The organism is Bacillus sp. FSL K6-1106 (assembly GCF_038005245.1).
In the GTDB taxonomy this organism is placed as follows: domain Bacteria; phylum Bacillota; class Bacilli; order Bacillales; family Bacillaceae; genus Bacillus; species Bacillus altitudinis.
The window spans coordinates 2,331,698-2,352,061 of the sequence record NZ_JBBOSV010000001.1 but is presented as its reverse complement, the minus strand read 5'-3'; the positions used below and the strand labels follow the sequence as shown (position 1 = coordinate 2,352,061).

Below are 20,364 nucleotides of genomic sequence, written 5' to 3'. Positions count from 1 at the left end.
CAAGTGGGTGTTTACAAGTGTTAGATACAGAAAAAGATGTAGTGAAGAATTATATAGATTCACCCCAAAAATTGAAAAATTTATATAAACGAGTATTGTTTGTTGTCAGTCTATCGCAAATATTTGGAGGGGCTGGAATAGCTGCAGGAATTACGGTAGGTGCCATTTTAGCACAACAAATGCTTGGAACTGAAGCCTATGCAGGAGTCCCAATCGCTTTATTTACTTTGGGGTCAGCTGGGTCAGCTTTCATTGTAGGAAAGCTTTCACAACGTTATGGACGACGCATCGGTTTATCGACAGGTTTTGTTGTTGGAGGGCTCGGAGCAATTGGCGTTGTGCTGGCAGCTATGATGAATAGTGTCATTTTATTATTTGCATCGCTCTTCATTTACGGAGCAGGAACATCCACGAACTTACAAGCGCGTTATGCTGGGACGGACTTAGCAAATTCTAAACAGCGTGCAACTGCAATTAGTACAACAATGGTCATGACAACATTTGGAGCAGTAGCAGGTCCGAATTTAGTTGAAGTGATGGGTAAATTTGCAGTGTCCATTGGTGTTCCAGCACTTGCCGGTCCTTTTATTTTATCAGCAGTAGCATTTATTGTAGCTGGTCTTGTCCTTTTTATTCTGCTGCGTCCTGATCCATTAGACATTGCCCGAAGAATAGCAACTTACAAAGCAGAACATGGGCATGGAAATAAACCAGATGCTGCTGATAAAAAAACAGATAAAAAAGGGCTTACAGTAGGTGCCACAGTGATGATCTTAACTCAAATTGTCATGGTGGCACTCATGACCATGACACCGGTGCATATGCAGCATCATGGTCATGGATTAGCCGAAGTGGGCATTGTGATTGGTTTTCATATAGGAGCCATGTATCTTCCTTCACCTATCACGGGTGTACTTGTAGATAAACTAGGACGAACAGCTATGAGCATAGCGTCGGGCGTCACATTGTTACTTGCTGGTTTATTAGCAGCATTCGCACCAAGTGATTCAATGATTCTATTAATCATTGCTTTGTCTTTACTTGGATTGGGATGGAACTTTGGTTTAATTAGTGGTACTGCTCAAATAGTGGATTCTACAGAACCATCAAACCGGGCAAAAACCCAAGGAACACTCGATGTTTTTGTTGCGTTAGCAGGTGCTTCTGGCGGTGCCCTTTCAGGAATGGTCATGGCGAATACGAGTTATGCTACATTATCTTTAAGCGGAGGAATTTTATCGTTAATTCTCATCCCTGTCATCGTTTGGTCTTTTAAAAGTAAAACATAATGCAGCTCCGTGCTCATCCATCACAAAAAAGACATGCCTCCAATCATAGGAAAGCATGTCTTTTTTGAATCTCTCTTCACAGGATGCTAGTCTTCTTATGATGCCGAGGACACATCTCCTTTTTTCTTGATACTGGCTTTAATGAGCTCAGTCAATGTGTCAGAGCCTTTTGTGGAAAGATGAACACCATCTGGCTGAAAATAGGATGGCTGTCCGGTAGCGGCTGAATGCCAATCGACTAAGCTCACATTGTGGTGTTGATTGGCCACACGCTCAATGACTGCATTCACATCATTTTCCCAAGATCTTGGAACGCGAGTGTTCACAAGAAAAATATGTGCCTTCGAGAAATGTTGAATGAATGAGGTCAAAGTCCCCTCTGTAAAATAACCATTTGTGCCAAGCTCAATAATAACAGCGGCATCAGCCTTGTTAAAAGAAGCATATTGAGGGGCGATGCGGATGGCTTCGTTCATTTGCCTTCCGACCCTTGCGTCAATGGTGATGGGTTCATAGGCCTTTTCTAAATTTGAAGCAATGTCTAACATGACGGAATCACCAATGGCAAGAACTTGGTGAAATTGTTTAGGATCCGCTGCTTTTTTCTCATGTTTGTCTTTCTTTTTCTTCACTTTTGATTCTGTCTGACCGCCTGCCTTTTGGGGCGCTGTCTTAATTTGTGTGACTTCTTGCGCATGCGGGGATGTATGAGACGAGCTAGACATGCCAATGGTAAATAAAATCAAAAGGACTGCGGCAATCCCAAGAAACACTTTATTGGACATAGACCATTGCTTGATTCCTGTTTTCCAAATCGACCAAGAGGCAAAATAGTGTCTAAACCCGAGTTTACGAATCGGCTGTTCAATCAAACGATAGGAAGCCTCTGATATGAGTAGAATTGCGATGAGCTGCAATGTGACACGTCCCATGGAAGGCTGTCCAATCTCAATGACCGGTGTGGTCAGCACGATAATTGGATAATGCCATAAGTAGATGCCATAAGACCGCTTTCCGAGCCAAACGAGTGGTTGAAATGACAGCCATTTCCCAATAAGACTGGCAGGATGGCAGACACACGCAATTAAGATCGCTGCATTCAAACAGAATAAAAGCATACCGCCTTGATAGAGAAAGCCGTCAAATTCGTCGACTGCATAAACACATAAGAGGAAAATGACCATCGAACCGAATCCGGCTATTTGTAACATACGTCTGCCGATAGGAAGTAATTTTCTGCTGGAAAGTCTGTGCATGGGCCAGACAAATGCAAGACTGCACCCGATGAGGAGTGCAAACGCACGTGTGTCTGTTCCATAATAGATCCTGCTCGGGTCAGTATCCGGTGAATAGAGAATGGCCATCCATAAAGCAGATACAAGTGCCAGACCAAAGGTGATCATAGGAAGATGGGATCTATTTTTCACCCATTTCAGTCCAGCAATCAACAGTACCGGCCAAATGAGATAAAATTGCTCTTCAATCGCCAAAGACCATAAATTTTTTAGTGGAGATACAGCATTGAAGCTGTCAAAGTAAGAGAGCTGATGAAAAATATACCACCAGTTACTCACATAAAAAAAGGACGATAAGGCATCGCCACGAATGGACATTAATGCATTTGAACCAGCAATGGCGCACCAGCTGACGATTAAAAAAATCATGACGTAGGCAGCTGGAAGCAGCCTTCTGATGCGGCCCATCCAAAAAGGCAGAAGCTCTTGATAGCCCAAATCCTGCTTATGCAGCAAGATGGTTGTAATCAAGTAACCAGAAATCACAAAAAACAAATCAACGCCAAGAAACCCGCCGCTTGCGGGTTCAATATGTAAGTGATAAGCAATGACCGCCAATACGGCAACAGCTCTCAGCCCATCTAATCCTAATATGTAACGTAAACGGTTTTCCTTGCTGTTCATGAAAAAGAATCCCCCATCAATGTCAAACGCGTCTTTTTTGTTGTCACTCCAAAAGAACAACGATTCTTTTATTTTATATAAGATTAGACGAATCAGCATTACATTTTGTTGGCGAATTTCTGTCTTTTTTAAAATTTTTTTATATGAAGAAACATTCTAAGGCTTGAGGGATTCTTATTTTTATACTCAAACCGAAATTCCCTGTCATAATAAAAGAAGAAGGAAAGGGGATGTGTTGAATGAGAACGATTGAAAATGATCTGTTATTGGTTCAAATCAATGAGAGAGGTGCCGAGGTGAGAGAGGTGCTTCATAAAGAAAGTGGACGTCAATATATGTGGTCTGGTGACCCTGCTTATTGGGGCAGGGTGTCGCCCGTCTTATTTCCGATTGTCGGACGGTTGAAGGATGATCAATACAAGATAGACGATCAAACGTATCAACTCTCGCAGCATGGATTTTTGCGTGATGTTGATTTTGAACTATTTGAAGAAGCAAAAGATCAGGTGATTTTTCAATATCAATCAAATGGCCGTCACACGTCACAATATCCGTATGAATTTACAGCGCGCATCAGTTATGCACTGTCGGAAAATGGACTAACGATTTCCTGGGAAATTGTTCATGAAGGAGATGGCACGATGTATTTCTCGATTGGTGGGCATCCGGCATTTCATGTCCCGCTTGTTGAAGGCGAGCAGACAGCTGATTATTCACTCACATTGATACCTTCCACCGAACATGATCCAGTTCAATATGAACTTCATGATTCACTTGTGAGAGAGAAGGAGAAAGGTGTTGAGTTTGAGCCGATTCAACTTCGCCCAGAACTTTTTCAGAACGATGCAATGATCTTTAGTCATATTGATCAAGTATCATTGACTTCTCAAGCAGGTCACGGCGTTGAGGTCGATCTCAGTGGTTTTCCGTTCGTTGGTATTTGGTCTCCATATGATCAAGAAAAGGGAACAATGGCTCCTTTTGTTTGTATTGAGCCTTGGTATGGGATCGCTGATATGGAAGGGACAAACGGGCAGTATAAGGAGAAATTCGGCATTCAAACCTTAGAGAAGCAAGAGACCTTTCACGCAGCTTACACCATTTTCTTTAAATGAACATTTGTGCATGGTGAAGTGAACAATTTGTTATGATAGAGGAAAAAAGGAGGCGTACGAATGGATCGGGAGAAACAGCAATTAAGTATTGAAGCAGCAAGGCTCTATTACTTATCTGATTACAGTCAGCAGGAAATCGCCAAGCAGCTTGACCTGTCGAGGCCAACGGTGTCTCGTCTGCTTCAGTATGCGAAGGAAAAAGGGTACGTCCAAATTACAGTGATGGACCCATTTGAGGATTTAAATGAGCTGTCCTTATTGCTGAAAGAAAAATATGATCTGCTCGAGGCTCATGTGGTATTTTCGCCAAAGGACGATTATCCAACGATTACGGATTACTTGAGCCGGTTTGGTGCAGATTATCTTCAGAATACGGTGAAAGACGGTGATATCGTTGGAGTGAGCTGGGGCACCACGATGTATCAAATTGCTCAAAAGATGCAACCTAAACAGGTAAAAGGGGTAGAAGTTGTTCAGCTGAAAGGCGGAATCAGCCATTCACATGTGAATACATATTCTGCGGAAACGATCCAGCTGTTTGCATCAGCTTTTCAAACGGCACCACGCTATTTGCCACTGCCTGTTGTGTTCGATAGTGCCGCCGTTAAAGAGATGGTCGAACAGGACAGACATATTCAGCGCATTATTGAAATGGGCAAACAGGCAAATATCGCTGTGTTTACTGTTGGGACGGTAAGAGATGAGGCGCTTTTGTTTAGGCTTGGTTATTTCCGTGAAGAAGAAAAGGCGCTGCTCAAGACATCCAGTGTTGGAGATATCTGTTCGCGTTTTTATGATCAAGAAGGACGCATTTGCAGTGAAGCGATTAACAATCGCACAATCGGTGTGGAGCTGGATGATTTGAGAACAAAAGAGCGTTCCATTCTTGTTGCTGGTGGACATCGAAAGGTTGCCTCTATCCATGGGGCGCTGAGAGGAAAATATGCGAACGTATTGATGATCGATCAGCACACAGCAAGAGCTCTTTTAAATGTCACAAAATAGATGAACAAAATTTCATAACTATATTTACAATTGTTCAATAGTCATTTAAGATGAAAGTATCATATTTAAAAGGAAGTGTGAATCATGACAATAGCAAAGCTCATTGATCATACAGCACTAAAACCAGATACATCTAAAGCTGCGATCATGCAGTTACTAGATGAAGCAAAGACATATCAATTTGCTTCCGTTTGTGTGAACCCAACTTGGGTATCTCTTGCGGCGAAAGAACTAGAAGGAACAGGCGTTGATGTATGTACAGTCATCGGTTTCCCGTTAGGTGCAAACACAACAGCAGTGAAAGCATTTGAAACAAAGGATGCCATTGAAAACGGTGCAACTGAAGTGGACATGGTCATCAATATTGCGGCATTGAAAGATGGCGAATATGATGCAGTTGAACAAGATATTCGTGCCGTTGTAGACGCAGCAAAAGGCAAAGCCTTAGTGAAAGTCATCATTGAAACTTGTTTACTCACAGATGAAGAGAAAGTACGAGCTTGTGAACTTTCTGTAAAAGCTGGCGCTGATTTCGTCAAAACATCGACTGGATTTAGTACAGGCGGTGCAACAGCTGAGGACATCGCATTAATGCGTAAAACAGTTGGACCTGACATCGGTGTCAAAGCATCAGGCGGCGTGAGAACAAAAGAAGACGTAGAAGCGATGACAGCTGCAGGCGCAACCCGTATTGGTGCCAGTGCAGGCGTTTCCATTATTAAAGGGGATCAATCAGCTCCTTCTAAAGACTATTAATTCATACGATCCTATGGTAGGATAACAATCATGACTCATTAGATGATGAAAAAGTCATATGCGGAAGGGTCTCATTTCTGGGATTTTCTTCCGCAATTTGTTTGCGAAATAGGGTTTGTTCCATACAAGCACATTAATGTAAACGAATTCATTCAAGGAGGAAAAACATGAAATACGTCATTGGTATTATCGGTTTGCTGGTGATTCTCGCCATTGCATGGCTGGCAAGTAACGGGAAAAAGCGAGTGAAATTCCGTCCAGTCATTGTCATGATTGTACTGCAATTTATTTTAGGTTATATTCTGCTCAATACAGGTGTTGGAAACTTCCTAGTCGGGGGCTTTGCAAAAGGATTCCAAATGCTTCTAGGCTATGCTGGTGAAGGGATCAACTTCGTATTTGGCGGTTTAATGAATGATAATGCGTCAACTTTCTTTATCAATGTCTTGCTACCGATCGTCTTCATTTCTGCCTTGATTGGTATCCTGCAGCATTGGCGTATCCTTCCGCTGATCGTACGCGGAATTGGGTATTTGCTTAGTAAAGTCAATGGAATGGGGAAACTAGAATCTTACAACGCCGTAGCGTCAGCGATTTTAGGTCAATCCGAAGTGTTCATTTCCATTAAGAAGCAGCTTGGATTATTACCTCAACAGCGTCTTTATACATTGTGTGCATCTGCGATGTCGACTGTATCAATGTCCATTGTCGGTGCGTATATGCAAATGATTAAACCGGAGTACGTTGTTACAGCACTTGTGCTGAACCTATTTGGTGGATTTATTATTGCGTCTATCATCAATCCATATGAAGTGTCTAAAGACGAAGACATGCTTGAAGTCGTAGAAGAAGAAAGACAATCTTTCTTCGAAATGCTCGGCGAATACATTATGGATGGTTTCAAAGTAGCCATTGTTGTGGCTGCGATGTTGATTGGATTCGTTGCATTAATTGCGATGATTAATGGCATTTTCACAGCTGCCATCGGTGTTTCTTTCCAAGATGTACTTGGATATGTGTTTGCACCATTTGCTTTCCTTGTTGGTGTACCTTGGAGTGAAGCGGTACAAGCAGGAAGTATTATGGCGACCAAAATGGTATCTAACGAATTTGTAGCGATGCTTGCTCTATCTGGCGACGGTCTTCATTTCACTGCTCGTACAGAAGCGATCATTTCTGTATTCCTTGTGTCATTTGCGAACTTCTCGTCTATCGGTATCATTGCTGGAGCAGTGAAAGGCTTAAATGAAAAACAAGGAAACGTTGTCGCACGCTTTGGATTAAAGCTGTTATTCGGTGCAACACTCGTCAGCTTCTTAACAGCAGGCGTTGTCGGTTTGATTTACTAAACTAAAAAAGGAATGGTGAAAACAATGAGAATGGTAGATATCATTGCGAAAAAACGTGACGGAAAAGAATTATCTTCAGAGGAAATTTCTTTCTTTGTCAAAGGTTATACGGACGGAACAATTCCTGACTACCAAGCAAGTGCCTTGGCGATGGCGATTTTCTTCCAAGATATGACGGATCAAGAACGTGCAGATTTAACACTCGCTATGGCAAACTCAGGGGACACAATTGACCTGTCTGCTATCGACGGCATTAAAGTAGACAAGCATTCAACAGGCGGTGTAGGCGATACAACAACGCTTGTACTCGCTCCTCTTGTTGCAGCACTTGATGTGCCTGTTGCAAAAATGTCTGGGCGTGGTCTTGGACATACGGGTGGAACTGTCGACAAGCTAGAGGCAGTCAAAGGCTTCCATGTTGAAATTACAAAAGACGAGTTCATCGAGCTGGTGAACCGTCATAAAGTAGCGGTCATTGGACAATCAGGCAACCTGACACCTGCTGATAAAAAACTTTATGCCCTTCGTGATGTAACAGGAACTGTTAACTCAATCCCGCTCATTGCAAGCTCGATTATGAGTAAGAAAATCGCTGCTGGCGCAGATGCCATTGTACTAGATGTAAAAACAGGTGCAGGTGCTTTCATGAAAACACCTGAAGACTCTGAGAAGCTTGCAAAAGCAATGGTTCGTATCGGAAATAATGTTGGCAGACAAACGATGGCTGTCATCTCAGACATGTCTCAGCCGCTAGGATTAGCGATTGGAAATTCCCTTGAAGTGAAAGAGGCGATTGACACGCTTAAAGGCGAAGGCCCTGAAGACTTAAACGAGCTTGTGCTCACATTAGGAAGTCAAATGGTCGTTCTTGCGAAAAAAGCAGAGACACTTGATGAAGCAAGAGAAAAGCTAATTGAAGTCATGAAAAACGGCAAAGCACTTGAGAAATTCAAGGAATTTTTAGAAAACCAAGGTGGAGACGGCTCGATTGTAGATCAACCGGAAAAACTGCCACAAGCACCTTATCAAATCGAAGTGCCGGCAAAAGAATCAGGTGTGATCGCTGAAATCGTCGCAGACGAAATCGGTGTTGCAGCGATGATTCTTGGAGCAGGACGTGCAACAAAAGAAGACGATATCGACCTATCTGTTGGCATCATGCTCAACAAAAAAGTAGGCGATCGTGTAGAAAAAGGTGAATCTCTCGTGACGCTGCATGCAAATCGTGAAGATGTTGCGAATGTCATGGAGAAAATTTATGACAACATCCGCATCGCTGACCATGCTGATGCTCCGACTTTGATTCATACAGTGATTACAGAATAAAGAGAAGAAGACAAAAGTGATGAATCGCTTTTGTCTTTTTTTATGTAAATTTTAGGTAGCGCTTCTTCTAGATATGATAAGTTAGATGAGTGGGAGGGGATAAACCATGAGAATGCTCAAACTCATTCTCTTTATTTTTGTAGTCTTGATGATCATTGGATTTATCAGCTACTATGTGGGACCAACATCGACACCAAGTTCTTAAGACGAGCAAAAGCTCGTCTTTTTTAATTGAAATAAAAAATTTCACTTTATGAAACAAACCTCTTGCAATCATGAAACAGTGGGTGTATATTAGTTGACGAGTCAATGATTGATATATCAACTAATTGATCTGAATAGAAAAGAGGGGATGGCATTGACTGCATTTTGCTCTGAAGAAGCAGAGGTATTATATCGTTTGCAGTGCGTGAACCGTATGATGGGTGTGAAGTTCGAAGCATGCACGGGCATCAGCCAATCAAGACTGGAGTTGCTATCACTGTTATTCCAAGCCGACGAAATCAGCCAATCCGATTTGCAGAAAAAAGTAAATATTGATAGTGCGGCTGTGACGCGTCACTTAAAACAGTTAGAAACAAAAGGAATGGTCACGCGCAGAAGAAAGCCGGAAGATAATCGAGTCACGCTTGTTCGTCTGACAGATGAAGGCAGAACAAGAATCGAAGCTTCTAAAAAAGAAAAAGAACGATTTATCTCAGAAATGCTTGAAAACGTAAGTGATGAAGAACGAAAGCTTCTCACTGATGTGCTCATCCGTATACAACAAAATATCGAGAAGATTCAAACAACCTAAAGGAGTGTTACACATGGCTACAACATTAAAAACAAACGATTTTATGGATATTATGAAAGGGCGCCGCTCCATTCGTAACTATGATCCAGCAGTGAAAATTAGCAAAGAAGAAATGACGGAGATTTTAGAAGAGGCAACAACAGCACCATCATCAGTGAATGCACAGCCTTGGCGCTTCATGGTCATTGACAGCCCAGAAGGAAAAGAAAAGCTCGCACCACTCGCAAAATTCAACCAAACACAAGTAGCTACATCATCAGCTGTCATCGCTGTGTTTGCAGATATGAAAAACAATGAATACTTAGAAGAAATTTATTCAAAAGCAGTAGAAAATGGCTACATGCCGCAGGAAGTAAAAGAAAGACAAATTGCTGCATTAACTGCACATTTTGAAGCTCTTCCAGAGCAAGTGAATCGTGAAACGATCTTAATTGACGGTGGACTTGTGTCAATGCAGCTGATGCTTGCTGCTCGTGCGCATGGCTATGATACAAACCCAATTGGCGGATATGACAAAGAAGTCATCGCTGAAACATTCGGCTGGGATAAAGAGCGCTATGTACCAGTTATGCTTCTATCCATTGGGAAAGCAGCTGACGAAGGTTATGCTTCTTACCGTTTACCGATCGATCGCATCACAGAGTGGAAATAATTTTTAAAAAAAGGGAGACGATCATATGATTATTATTCATGCAGGGATGACCATTCATCCAGAGAAAGAAAACGTATTTCTAGAAGAAATCAATGGTTTAATGAAAGCTTCACAGGAAGAAGCAGGCAATGTGTCCTACAAGCTTTTCAAGGATACAGAGAAAGAAAACACCTTTTTAATGGTAGAAGTGTGGAAAGATGAAGCAGCGGTTCAAAGCCATAATGCAAGTGCACATTTCCAAGCTTTCGTCGCAAAGGCAAAAGAATTTTTAGCCGCTCCACTTAATGTTGTTGCATATCAAGGAGAGCAACTTTCATAGAAAAACAACAAACACCCTAGGCATTTATAGCCTAGGGTTCTTTTATTTTCGACAATTCGTTCCACCTATTTCAATCTCGTATTGTGCATTTTCCACAAAGTTTCTGAAAATAAAATGTTTTTCGACTTAAGTGTATTGGAATATGCTAGAATTAGATATTATTTATTACCAAATTAGGGAGGAACCAATATGAAAAAAGGGAAATGGACGAGCATCGCACTAACAGCTGTCCTCAGTTTAGGCACATTGACAGCTTTCAGCACCCCTCTATCTGCCCACACCTCAGAAAAGTCATTATCCTCAGATGGTGGTCATTATTCAGGTATTCCATTCGACGCAAGTGTTGTCAATGAAGACCGCCTCATCAAAGCCTTGAAAAAACAAGGAAAGATCAAAAAGAATGCCAATGAGGCAGAAACCCAAAAAGCATTAAAGAACTACCTAAAGAAAAAAGAAGAAGCAGCGATGAAACAAAGCGCAAGTACCTTAACAGAAGAACCTGAATTCCTAAAAGAATACAAACAAAATGTACATAATAAACTAGCCAAAAAGAAAAAGTTAAAGAAGCATAAAGGAAAAGAAGGCAATCAAGTAAAGCCGGTGAAAAAGGAAAAATATAAAGGCGACGTCCGTAATGATAAAGTTTTGGTATTATTAGTAGATTTTAAAGATTATAAGCATAATAGTATTAAAAAAGAAGAGACTGATATGTACTATGACAAGTACGATCAGCAGCATTACCAAGATATGCTTTTCGGAAAAAATGGCTACATCGGTCCAGATGGTAAAAGAAAAGTATCTATGAAGCAGTATTATGAAAAGCAGTCCGGTGGAAGCTACACGATTAGTGGAACAGTAGCTGGATGGTATACAGCCAAGCATGAAGCAGCATATTATGGCGGGAACGTACCAGACGAATCAGGCAGTGACGGCAGACCGCGCGAATTGGTGAAAGAAGCCCTCGAAGCAGCGGCAAAGGATCCAAATATTGACCTTGGTGAATATGATCAATGGGACCGCTATGATATGGATGGGGACGGTGTTTATAATGAGCCGGACGGTATCATTGACCACCTCATGGTTGTACACGCTGGCGTAGGTGAAGAAGCTGGCGGCGGACAGCTTGGCTCTGACGCGATTTGGTCGCATCGCTGGTCACTTGGTGATGTATTTGAGATTCCAAACACTGAATCAGAAGTGGGTCAAGGCGGAAAGTTAGGCGCTCTAGATTATACGATTGAGCCTGAAGATGGCGCAGCAGGTGTGTTCACACATGAATTTGGACATGATCTTGGTCTGCCTGATGAATACGATACACAATACACAGGCAGAGGAGAGCCCGTTTCTTATTGGTCTATCATGTCAAGCGGGAGCTGGGCAGGTAAAGTACCTGGTACGGAACCAACAGGTTTTAGTCCATATGCAAAAGAAATGCTTCAAAACTTGCATGGCGGCAACTGGCTTTCTGGAAAAACCATTGATGGTAAGACATTAACAAAAAGCAAAACAGTTTTAATCGATGAAGCAGCAACAAAAGGAACCAACCATGATGCGGTTCGAGTCGATTTGCCAGATAAAGAGATTGTGGTCACTCAGCCTGCACAAGGGCAATATTCATACTTCAGCGGAACAGGTGACAATTTGAATGCTACCATGACGACATCAGGGATTGATTTGTCGAAGGGAAGCAAAGCCGAGCTTACGTTTAAAGCATGGTACGATATCGAAGAAGATTACGACTATGCGTATGTAGAAGTTCGTGAAACTGGGACAGACAAATGGACAACCATTGCTGGTAATATTACGAATGATCGAAATGAGGCAGGAGCGAATGAAGGCAATGGCATCGATGGAAAATCAGATGGCTGGGTAGATGCATCCTTTGACCTTTCTGCTTATGCAGGGAAGAAGATCGATCTGCAATTCCGCTATACAACCGATGCAGGATATTCACTGCCAGGTTTATTTGTAGATGATCTAAAGATTACAGCAGATGGAGCAAAAGTGTGGTCAGATGATGCCGAGGGAACGTCCACGTTCACTTTTAATGGATTCTCTCAATCTAATGGAAAACAATATGCCGCTCAGTATTATTTACTAGAATGGCGCTCTTATGCTGATGTCGATAAAGGCTTAAAGCATATCAAACGAGGAGCAAGTCTGATGAGCTATAATAACGGTTTGGTCGTGTGGTACGTCGATCAATCGTACAGTGATAACTGGGTTGGAAAACATCCAGGGAACGGCTTCCTTGGAGTCGTAGATGCAGATCAACAAGTGTTGAAATGGAGTGACGGCTCTATTGCAGCGACAGGTTTCCAAGTACATGATGCAGCATTCTCTTTGAATCCAAGCACGAAGCTGAATATTGATTATACAGCGACAACAGGCTTAACCTTAGAGGATCGCTATATCCGCCCAACGCGTACATTTAGTGATAAAAAGAACTATGTGAATCCAAATAACCCGGATGCAGGACGTGATGTGCCAACATACGGCCTATCCTTTAAAGTCGTCGGACAAAGTAAGGACCGTTCTGTTGGAAAGGTATTAATTTCTAAAAGCAACTAAACAAAAAGCCGGATTCTATCCATGAATCCGGCTTTTTGATACGTTAAGACATGGATTTTTAGCGTATGACTCGTCTTTGATCGAATGTTTGTTCTTTTTTATTTTGATATCCGAATGAAACCATTATATAATAGAGATTGGAAGGTTTTTCTTTCATTCAATGTTCTTTTTAGTTGTTAAAAAACCAAGAAAGGATGAGCGTTACCAATGAGTTGTGTCACTGCCAAGCAATTAAAGGTGATTCGAGGGACGATGCAGACTTTTTGCAGCCATTTAGAGTATGATGGCCACGGTAAGCTTCATATTAATACCATCATGGCTTTTATTAAAAAGGAATTTGGTGTAAGAAAAATGAAAGACATTCCACAAAGTCGTTTTCATGAGGCGTTAGAGCTAATCCAAGACTTTGATTTATACACGGACAAAATACAAATACGAGACCGTCTATCAGAAAGGAATTCACTAAATTGAATATTTTAGCAATGATTTTAGTAGGAATTGTCGCTTTAGAGCACATTGTCATCATGTTACTAGAAATGTTTTTTATGGAATCAAAAATGGCGAAAAGATCTTTCAATCTGCCTGAACACTTACAAAAGGATCCAAATGTGAAAGTGATGTTTGCTAATCAAGGGCTATACAATGGCTTTCTAGCTGCTGGACTCATTTGGGGGCTCATTCTTGGTTCGAATACCGTAGGATATATGATTCAGCTATTTTTCGTTCTTTGTGTGTTCATCGCAGCAGTATTTGGCGGTGTGACGTCTAATAAATCGATTATCATCAAACAAGGGTTACCAGCTTTTCTTGCATTAATTGCACTTATCCTGGCTATATAATCCTATCAACGTGATAGAAAACCTTTGCAGTTTAGGAAGGACGAGCATCGGAGCGAATCTGACATGGGTGAGCACCGAAGCGCAGGACTGACACTGAATGCGAGGGTTTGTCTACACGGTAAAGCCGCCCCAGAGGGCGGCTTTTATCTTTTACGCATTCCCATCAAACGAATAATGGACGTAAGACAAAGGGCAACAGCGACAGCCAATATGATTTTTCCATACATGACGCCCGTAAGATTCATTAAAAAGACAGCCAATATGATACAGAGCGTGATGATAATCATCACAATCGAATAGGTTTTCATCTCTTTTTCCACTCCTTTTAAATTCCCTCTAGCGCAAGAGGTCTGTCAATTGTTTCTCATATTATATCATTTCATCACAATTTTACATGAAATTCCCTGTCAATAGAATGTGACAGAATGATTAGATTTGAAGTGAGGCTATATTTTTAAAAAAATCGGGTATAACATAAAGAGTTGTATCCAAGTCTGATTGCTTGATATTTAATTGTGCAAAATATAAAATAGCCACATGATAAATAGAAAGGATGATAAAGTTGAGCAAGAACGTTTTATTAGTATCAACAAGCAGCTCAGAAATGAACGGACACCCAACAGGCTTATGGCTAGAAGAATTGGCCGAGCCATTTCATATTTTTAAAGAAAATGGACTCAACGTGCAAATTGTTTCAATAAAAGGTGGAACAGTACCGATCGATAAAAATTCAATTCCTGAAGGAGTTCCAGCACAATATCAAGATGTGTATGAATTACTTCAAGACACAAAGGCACTGACCGATGTAAACCCAGCTGAGTATGATGGCATTTTCTTTGCTGGAGGACATGGCCCAATGATCGACTTTGCGTCCAATCAATTGGTTGCCGATGCGATCTTAGCGATTTCAGACAAAAATGGAGCCGTTGGGGCAGTTTGCCATGGCGTTTCTGCCTTTGTTGATGTGAAGGATCGTGATGGAAAATCATTTATCGACGGCAAGAAAATAACAGGATTCACAAATGAGGAAGAGGATGCTGTTCAGCTGACATCTAAAGTTCCATTTTTATTGGAAACAAAACTTCGCGAGCAAGGGGCAGCATTTGAAAAAGGCGATGCATTTGCGCCATTCGCTGTTGTAGACGGACAAATTATTACTGGACAAAATCCAGGATCAAGTGCAGAAACAGCACGCTTATTTGTCAAAACCATTGCATAAATCATCAAATAAACCAGTCGTGACGCATACGGCTGGTTTTTTGTTATAAAAATTTCCTAAAAAAGTCCAAAACAAGTATTAGAAAAATGGTAAAATAATCACAGGGTAAAAAACCCAAATTAGGGAAAAGGGGATGTTCCTGTGAGAGCATTTTATGTCAAAATCACCGCCGCCTTACTGTCTATTTTATTGGTCACAACAGGTTTATTTTCACCAGCAATCAAAGCAGAAGATGCACCAAAATCAAGTGAAAAAGTATCGCCACTGACTGAAAAAGCCATTCAGCAAGTGCAAGAGTCGTTTGAAAAGCAGGATAAAGGGACTGCGGTTCAACAGAAGGAAGTAAAAAAATCATTTAAAGTAGATAAGAAAAAGGGAATAAGTATTAAACGAAAAGCGGCTACAGATGGAAAGATGCGCACGTCTGCCGTTCGCTCTATTGATGGACTAGCCATTAATCAATCGGCAGTTTTAAACGAGGAAGATCCAGTTGATTTATGGTTCTTGACTACATCGTCCCCTCAGGCGCTCATCAGCCGGATTACCTCTCCAAATGCTGATTATTTCGTTCAGTTATTTGTTATTGATTATGAAGAAGGACAAGCTTATCCAACGGATCTGATTCAACCGGCAGGCAGTCTGCTTGCGTTAAGCAATTTACCAGCGGGGGATTATGCGTTTGGTATTACTAGCGGTGGAGACTTTGGAGACTCATATACATTACAGGTGAATGCAAAAAACCCACCAAATTTCACAGGTGCTGAATCCCTGTCATCAACATTGCAATACTTTGTTGCTGCGTATGCCAATGGGGATGTTTTCGCAAATGGTACAAAAGTGTATAACAAACAATCTAAGACCGCTGATTATAAATGGGAGCGTGTATTTTATTTCTCATATGATGGAAAATATCAACAGAGAACGCATTCTGTTGACAGTGTAAAAGTGAAAAGTATTTCGGCACCAGTATCGTACTCTGCTCCATATGCGAGTTCCTCTGAGGCCATTCTTGTCTACTTAGATGTGGAGACATTATTTATGTATCATGAATCATCGTTTGCTAGTGGGCAGTACTACCATAGCAGCTTTGTTGATACTCTCGGAAAGACAACGCCAAGGCGTTTAGACATTGATGACCTGACAAATTACGGCGATCATATTTTGGCTGTTGATTTAAAGACAGGAAAGCCAATTGATTTCTTCAGTGTCCTTAATTTCTACTATGCAGCAGGGATCGAGAAGCTGCCAACGATCAATACATTGAATTAAGATCGGCGGTTGACATCAAATCGCCACATGTGTAGAGTAAAGATAATTAAATGACAAAAGTCCACTAGGGGAGTCATGTATGACTGAGACAAGAGGAAATCTTGGACCCTTTGAACCTGATCTAGTTTGTACTAGCGGAGGGAAGTGGAGCTGGACCTTGTCTTATTCATGATTGAATCGATAAGAAGGCCGCTCCATTTGGGGTGGCTTTTTCATTTATTCAACTGAAAAAGAGGAGGCTTTTTTTATGACATTTTCAACCCAATTAAGGCAAGAAGCAGAACCATTATTTGAAGCGATTTATCAGCATCCGTTTGTGAGAGGACTCGCAGCAGGAGAACTCGAAAAGGAACAGATCATTCATTATGTCAAACAGGATGCAGAATATTTAAATGCCTTTATTAAAATTTATGCGGCAGCCATCAGCAGATGTACAGACAGAGAGGACATTACCTTTTTCCATCAACAAATGGCTTTTGTCCTTGATAGTGAGACACATCCTCATCAAAACCTTTGCCGAGTGGCAGGTGTCGCTTATGATGAACTGCAAGGTGCGTCTTTGGCGCCAAGTGCCCATCACTATATTCATCACATGCTGCAAGTCGCAAAGGAAGGGACGCTAGGAGAAATCATTGCGGTTTTGCTCCCTTGCCCTTGGACCTATTGGGAAATAGGCAAACGAATGCTTAAAGATGTTGAGCCCGACCCTGCCCATCCATTCTATGAGTGGATCACGTTTTATGGCGGGTTAACGGACTCTGTTACAGTGGAGCTTTGCAAACGGCTTGATCAGTGGGCGGAAGGAGCAAGTGAGAAGGAAAAGGAGAAAATGAAACAGCACTTCATCTTAAGCTGTCAGCTTGAGTATAAATTCTGGGACATGGCCTTTACTGTCGAAGAGTGGCCTGTCCAAATGGAGGTGCATTCTTCATGACATGGAAGATGAAAGAAGTCGTTCTTGCTGTCATTTTATCAGTGGCATGCGGAGTCATCTATTTAGGGTGGTCGACTCTTTATTTACCGATTACAGCCCTTGTCGGTCCAGCAGGAGGCAACATCATGTTCGGAATTTGGGTCATTGCCAGTCCAATCGTTGCTTACATTATCCAAAAGCCTGGCGCTGCCCTCATCGCAGAAACAGCTGCCGCTGCCGTGGAATTACTGACAGGCAGCCACTTCGGTCTTTCTGCGCTTTTGATTGGTGTATGCCAAGGACTTGGAGCAGAAATCGCCTTCGCTCTATTTGGCTATAAGCGATATCGCATGTGGACACTCATGTTGTCTGGTGCCTTTGCAGCAGTAGGGGCAATGGCATATAGCCTCATTGCCAATGGATTCGGCTATTACACGCCTCAAGTGTTACTCATGACACTTGTCACTCAAGTCATCAGCGGTATGTTACTCGGTGGTTGCTTGGCAAAGGTTGTGGTGGATGCTTTATCTAAAACGGGTGTGCTGAATCAATATGCCATCATGAAAGAAAAACGAAGTAAGGGTGACCAGCATGGATTCATTTCTCGCGTGCAGTAATCTCACTGTCCGTTTTTATGAACAGCCGAATCCCGTTCTTCATCAAGTATCTCTTTCTATTCAAAAGGGGGAAAAGGTGCTGATATTAGGACCAAGTGGAAGCGGGAAATCTACGCTGATTTCTGTGCTTGCTGGCATTATTCCAGAGCATATGGAAGCTGAAGTACAGGGAGAAGTGATGCGGCAAAGGCATACTGGTGTCATGTTTCAAGACCCAGATTCGCAGTTTTGTATGCACCGAGTCAATGAAGAAATTGCGTTTAGCTTAGAGAATCGATCTGTCCCTCGAGAACAAATGGATGACATGATTCAGCATCTCATGAAAAAGGTACAGCTGGATGTCGACCCAAACACAGATATTCATACCTTATCTGGCGGCATGAAGCAGCGGTTGGCGCTTGCTTGTTTACTAGCATTAGAGCCAGACGTCCTGTTCTTTGATGAACCGACAGCACAGCTTGATCCAGCAGGAAGAATGGAGATATTTCAATTGCTTCAGCAGCTTTCAGCTGAACAGAATCAGACGATGATTTTTGTGGAGCATGTGTTAGACGGTGTCATCGAGTGGATGGATCGGGTGATCTTATTAGATCATCAAGGCCGTATCATAGCAGATGGAACGCCAAAAGACGTGATGAACACATTTGAGGGAGAAATGAAAGAAGCCGGCATTTGGCGTCCGAAAATATTTCCCGAGAAATGGTCCACTATCGTACAAGATCCGTTTCATCCACTGAGTCAAACACTCTTGCAAACCTTTGAGGCGAGAAAAGAACGTCATGAGACATCAACAAATCGAGAGGTCATTATTCGCACTGATCATCTACAATTAAGCTACGGGAAAAAAAGCATTATAGATGACCTAGACCTTAATATAAAAGCAGGAGATTGGGTTGCGATCATCGGTGAAAATGGGAGCGGAAAAAGTACGTTTCTTAAACATGTCATCCGTTTAGAACCAATAAAGAAAGGTCACATTTACTTAAAAGGAAAACATCTGAAAAAGTGGTCTGACCGAACATTATATGAAAAAGCAGGCTTTGTATTTCAAAATCCAGAACTTCAATTTATACAGGACACAGTGTTTGATGAAATCGCATTTGGTGGGAGACAGCGAAATTGGTCAGAGTCTGTGGTGCAAGAAAAAACGAATCAGCTATTAGCAGAGTTCGGCCTAGAGAAGCATAGAGACGTGCATCCTTTCACCTTAAGCTTAGGACAAAAAAGAAGATTAAGTGTTGCCACGATGCTTCTTTTTGATCAGGATGTACTCATTTTAGATGAGCCGACATTCGGGCAGGATGAGAAAACGGCGAGGGAGTTAATCCGGCGTTTAAAAGAACGTCAACGACAAGGCACCACTATTATCATGGTCACACATGATATGGAACTCGTTGATGAGTGCGCTGATCAGGTGCTTGTTTTTCATCAAGGGGAGCATGTTTATGATGGTACGCCTTTTGATTTATTTTCTCATCAGGAACTTGTCACTTCCTGTGAGCTGAGAGTGCCGTTACATTATCGCTATATGGCTGAAAGAAAGGAAGTGATGACGATTGCAAAGTAATCACTCCTTTCTATCCACTGTAAATCCAGTCATGAAATTACTCGCCCATCTCCTTGCGATGTGCTGTCTGATGGCGATTTCTGATCCTAAAACGACGGTCATCATCTGGCTGTTTGCACTTGGAATTGGACTTGTCCTAGGCGGCTGGAATTTGAAATACCTCATCACCAGACTTGTACCTTATCTGCTCTTTTTCATTCTCGTGTTTTGGATGATCGCGGCCTTTGGCAAGGGAGATCATACAGTTTGGAAGTGGGCATGGTTTCATATCACAGAGGAGAGTTTAAGAAATGGGCTGACCATTTCTTTTAGAATGCTTGGGTTTGTGACATTTGGTCTCCTTTTTACATCAACAACTGATTTGACGGCCTTTATGATGAGCTTAATCCATCAATGCCGAATGTCACCCAAATGGGCATATGGGATGCTGGCAGGCTTCCGGTTTATCCCGTTGTTTCAAAGTGAATTGAAGCAAATGAAGGCTGCACATAAAATTAGAGGTTACAAGCAAAAAAACAGTTGGAAAGCCTTTATACGTTATGCACTCCCTCTTTTCACGCAAGGCGTACGGAAATCTGAACGACTAGCCATTGCGATGGAAGCAAGAGGCTTCACAGGGACGAGGGAGAGAACGTATTATCATGTCATCAGCACTTCATGGATCGACTGCATGTATCTTTTTTTCATCGTCATTAGTGTGTTGATATGCATCTTCTTCTTTTAAAAACAGCCACATTCTCTTGATAGAATGTGGCTGTTTTATATGTCTTAGGTCATTTGGTTGATATTAGTACTCATTGCAGGCTGTAATAGATCATATAAAGAACCGATAAAGAGAGTGTA

At 41.8% G+C, this 20,364-nt stretch carries 19 protein-coding genes, 1 pseudogene and 1 riboswitch; of the genes and pseudogenes, 18 read left to right on the top strand and 2 right to left on the bottom strand.

Annotation, left to right across the window (positions count from 1 at the left end; translation table 11 throughout):
- Positions 1 to 17 precede the first annotated feature (17 nt).
- Positions 18 to 1,289, top strand: a complete 1,272-nt coding sequence (locus MHI20_RS12325; RefSeq protein WP_340938700.1) for an MFS transporter — start codon at positions 18 to 20, stop codon at positions 1,287 to 1,289.
- Between the two features lie 95 nt (positions 1,290 to 1,384).
- Here the strand turns inward: MHI20_RS12325 and MHI20_RS12320 are convergent, their stop codons facing one another.
- Entirely contained in the window at positions 1,385 to 3,208 is a 1,824-nt protein-coding gene (locus tag MHI20_RS12320; RefSeq protein ID WP_047947041.1) for an acyltransferase family protein, read from the bottom strand.
- A 239-nt stretch (positions 3,209 to 3,447) separates the two neighbouring features.
- Here MHI20_RS12320 and MHI20_RS12315 point away from each other — a divergent pair, with 239 nt between their 5' ends.
- The 11 genes from MHI20_RS12315 to MHI20_RS12265 all read left to right on the top strand — a co-directional run bounded on the left by MHI20_RS12315 (position 3,448) and on the right by MHI20_RS12265 (position 13,936).
- A complete protein-coding gene (locus tag MHI20_RS12315; RefSeq protein ID WP_007498022.1) occupies positions 3,448 to 4,323 on the top strand; it encodes an aldose 1-epimerase family protein in 876 nt (291 codons plus the stop codon).
- Between the two features lie 60 nt (positions 4,324 to 4,383).
- Positions 4,384 to 5,328 carry a sugar-binding transcriptional regulator gene (locus tag MHI20_RS12310; RefSeq protein WP_007498020.1) on the top strand — a complete coding sequence of 315 codons (945 nt, stop codon included), beginning with the start codon at positions 4,384 to 4,386 and terminating at the stop codon, positions 5,326 to 5,328.
- An 84-nt stretch (positions 5,329 to 5,412) separates the two neighbouring features.
- On the top strand, positions 5,413 to 6,084 hold the full coding sequence (gene deoC / locus MHI20_RS12305) for a deoxyribose-phosphate aldolase (RefSeq protein ID WP_096882069.1): 672 nt from the start codon (positions 5,413 to 5,415) through the stop codon (positions 6,082 to 6,084).
- A 167-nt stretch (positions 6,085 to 6,251) separates the two neighbouring features.
- Positions 6,252 to 7,433, top strand: a complete 1,182-nt coding sequence (locus tag MHI20_RS12300) for a NupC/NupG family nucleoside CNT transporter (RefSeq protein WP_017358632.1) — start codon at positions 6,252 to 6,254, stop codon at positions 7,431 to 7,433.
- A gap of 24 nt (positions 7,434 to 7,457) precedes the next feature.
- On the top strand, positions 7,458 to 8,759 hold the full coding sequence (locus MHI20_RS12295; RefSeq protein ID WP_039164991.1) for a pyrimidine-nucleoside phosphorylase: 1,302 nt from the start codon (positions 7,458 to 7,460) through the stop codon (positions 8,757 to 8,759).
- 352 nt (positions 8,760 to 9,111) lie between these two features.
- On the top strand, positions 9,112 to 9,555 hold the full coding sequence (locus MHI20_RS12290; RefSeq protein ID WP_045033720.1) for a MarR family winged helix-turn-helix transcriptional regulator: 444 nt from the start codon (positions 9,112 to 9,114) through the stop codon (positions 9,553 to 9,555).
- Positions 9,556 to 9,568: 13 nt separating this feature from the next.
- Positions 9,569 to 10,207 carry a nitroreductase family protein gene (locus MHI20_RS12285; RefSeq protein ID WP_017368360.1) on the top strand — a complete coding sequence of 213 codons (639 nt, stop codon included), beginning with the start codon at positions 9,569 to 9,571 and terminating at the stop codon, positions 10,205 to 10,207.
- Between the two features lie 25 nt (positions 10,208 to 10,232).
- Positions 10,233 to 10,526, top strand: coding sequence for a putative quinol monooxygenase (locus MHI20_RS12280; RefSeq protein WP_340938689.1), 294 nt, complete (start codon positions 10,233 to 10,235; stop codon positions 10,524 to 10,526).
- Between the two features lie 189 nt (positions 10,527 to 10,715).
- Positions 10,716 to 13,097: an immune inhibitor A domain-containing protein gene (locus MHI20_RS12275; protein ID WP_340938687.1), complete on the top strand. Its 2,382-nt coding sequence runs from the start codon at positions 10,716 to 10,718 to the stop codon at positions 13,095 to 13,097.
- A gap of 207 nt (positions 13,098 to 13,304) precedes the next feature.
- Positions 13,305 to 13,568, top strand: a complete 264-nt coding sequence (locus tag MHI20_RS12270; RefSeq protein ID WP_008345710.1) for an ORF6C domain-containing protein — start codon at positions 13,305 to 13,307, stop codon at positions 13,566 to 13,568.
- Positions 13,565 to 13,936, top strand: coding sequence for a DUF1304 domain-containing protein (locus MHI20_RS12265; RefSeq protein WP_007498006.1), 372 nt, complete (start codon positions 13,565 to 13,567; stop codon positions 13,934 to 13,936). Before MHI20_RS12270 ends, MHI20_RS12265 begins: the two co-directional genes overlap by 4 nt.
- Before the next feature lie 143 nt (positions 13,937 to 14,079).
- On the opposite strand, the pseudogene MHI20_RS12260 reads toward MHI20_RS12265, so the two are convergent.
- A pseudogene (locus tag MHI20_RS12260) lies at positions 14,080 to 14,271 on the bottom strand (hypothetical protein); the annotation flags it as partial.
- A 227-nt stretch (positions 14,272 to 14,498) separates the two neighbouring features.
- Here MHI20_RS12260 and MHI20_RS12255 point away from each other — a divergent pair.
- The 6 genes from MHI20_RS12255 (at position 14,499) to MHI20_RS12230 (ending at position 20,245) form a co-directional block, all read left to right on the top strand.
- Positions 14,499 to 15,155: a type 1 glutamine amidotransferase domain-containing protein gene (locus tag MHI20_RS12255; RefSeq protein ID WP_017358640.1), complete on the top strand. Its 657-nt coding sequence runs from the start codon at positions 14,499 to 14,501 to the stop codon at positions 15,153 to 15,155.
- Positions 15,156 to 15,296: 141 nt separating this feature from the next.
- Entirely contained in the window at positions 15,297 to 16,424 is a 1,128-nt protein-coding gene (locus MHI20_RS12250) for a hypothetical protein (protein WP_340938682.1), read from the top strand.
- 56 nt (positions 16,425 to 16,480) lie between these two features.
- A riboswitch (TPP riboswitch) is annotated at positions 16,481 to 16,584 on the top strand.
- An 87-nt stretch (positions 16,585 to 16,671) separates the two neighbouring features.
- Positions 16,672 to 17,358 (top strand): thiaminase II, encoded by a 687-nt coding sequence (gene tenA, locus MHI20_RS12245; RefSeq protein WP_017358641.1) that lies wholly within the window; start codon positions 16,672 to 16,674, stop codon positions 17,356 to 17,358.
- Positions 17,355 to 17,954 (top strand): ECF transporter S component, encoded by a 600-nt coding sequence (locus MHI20_RS12240; RefSeq protein ID WP_019743666.1) that lies wholly within the window; start codon positions 17,355 to 17,357, stop codon positions 17,952 to 17,954. Before tenA ends, MHI20_RS12240 begins: the two co-directional genes overlap by 4 nt.
- A complete protein-coding gene (locus MHI20_RS12235) occupies positions 17,929 to 19,521 on the top strand; it encodes an ABC transporter ATP-binding protein (RefSeq protein ID WP_340938679.1) in 1,593 nt (530 codons plus the stop codon). Before MHI20_RS12240 ends, MHI20_RS12235 begins: the two co-directional genes overlap by 26 nt.
- On the top strand, positions 19,511 to 20,245 hold the full coding sequence (locus tag MHI20_RS12230) for an energy-coupling factor transporter transmembrane component T family protein (protein ID WP_340938678.1): 735 nt from the start codon (positions 19,511 to 19,513) through the stop codon (positions 20,243 to 20,245). Before MHI20_RS12235 ends, MHI20_RS12230 begins: the two co-directional genes overlap by 11 nt.
- Positions 20,246 to 20,364 lie beyond the last annotated feature (119 nt).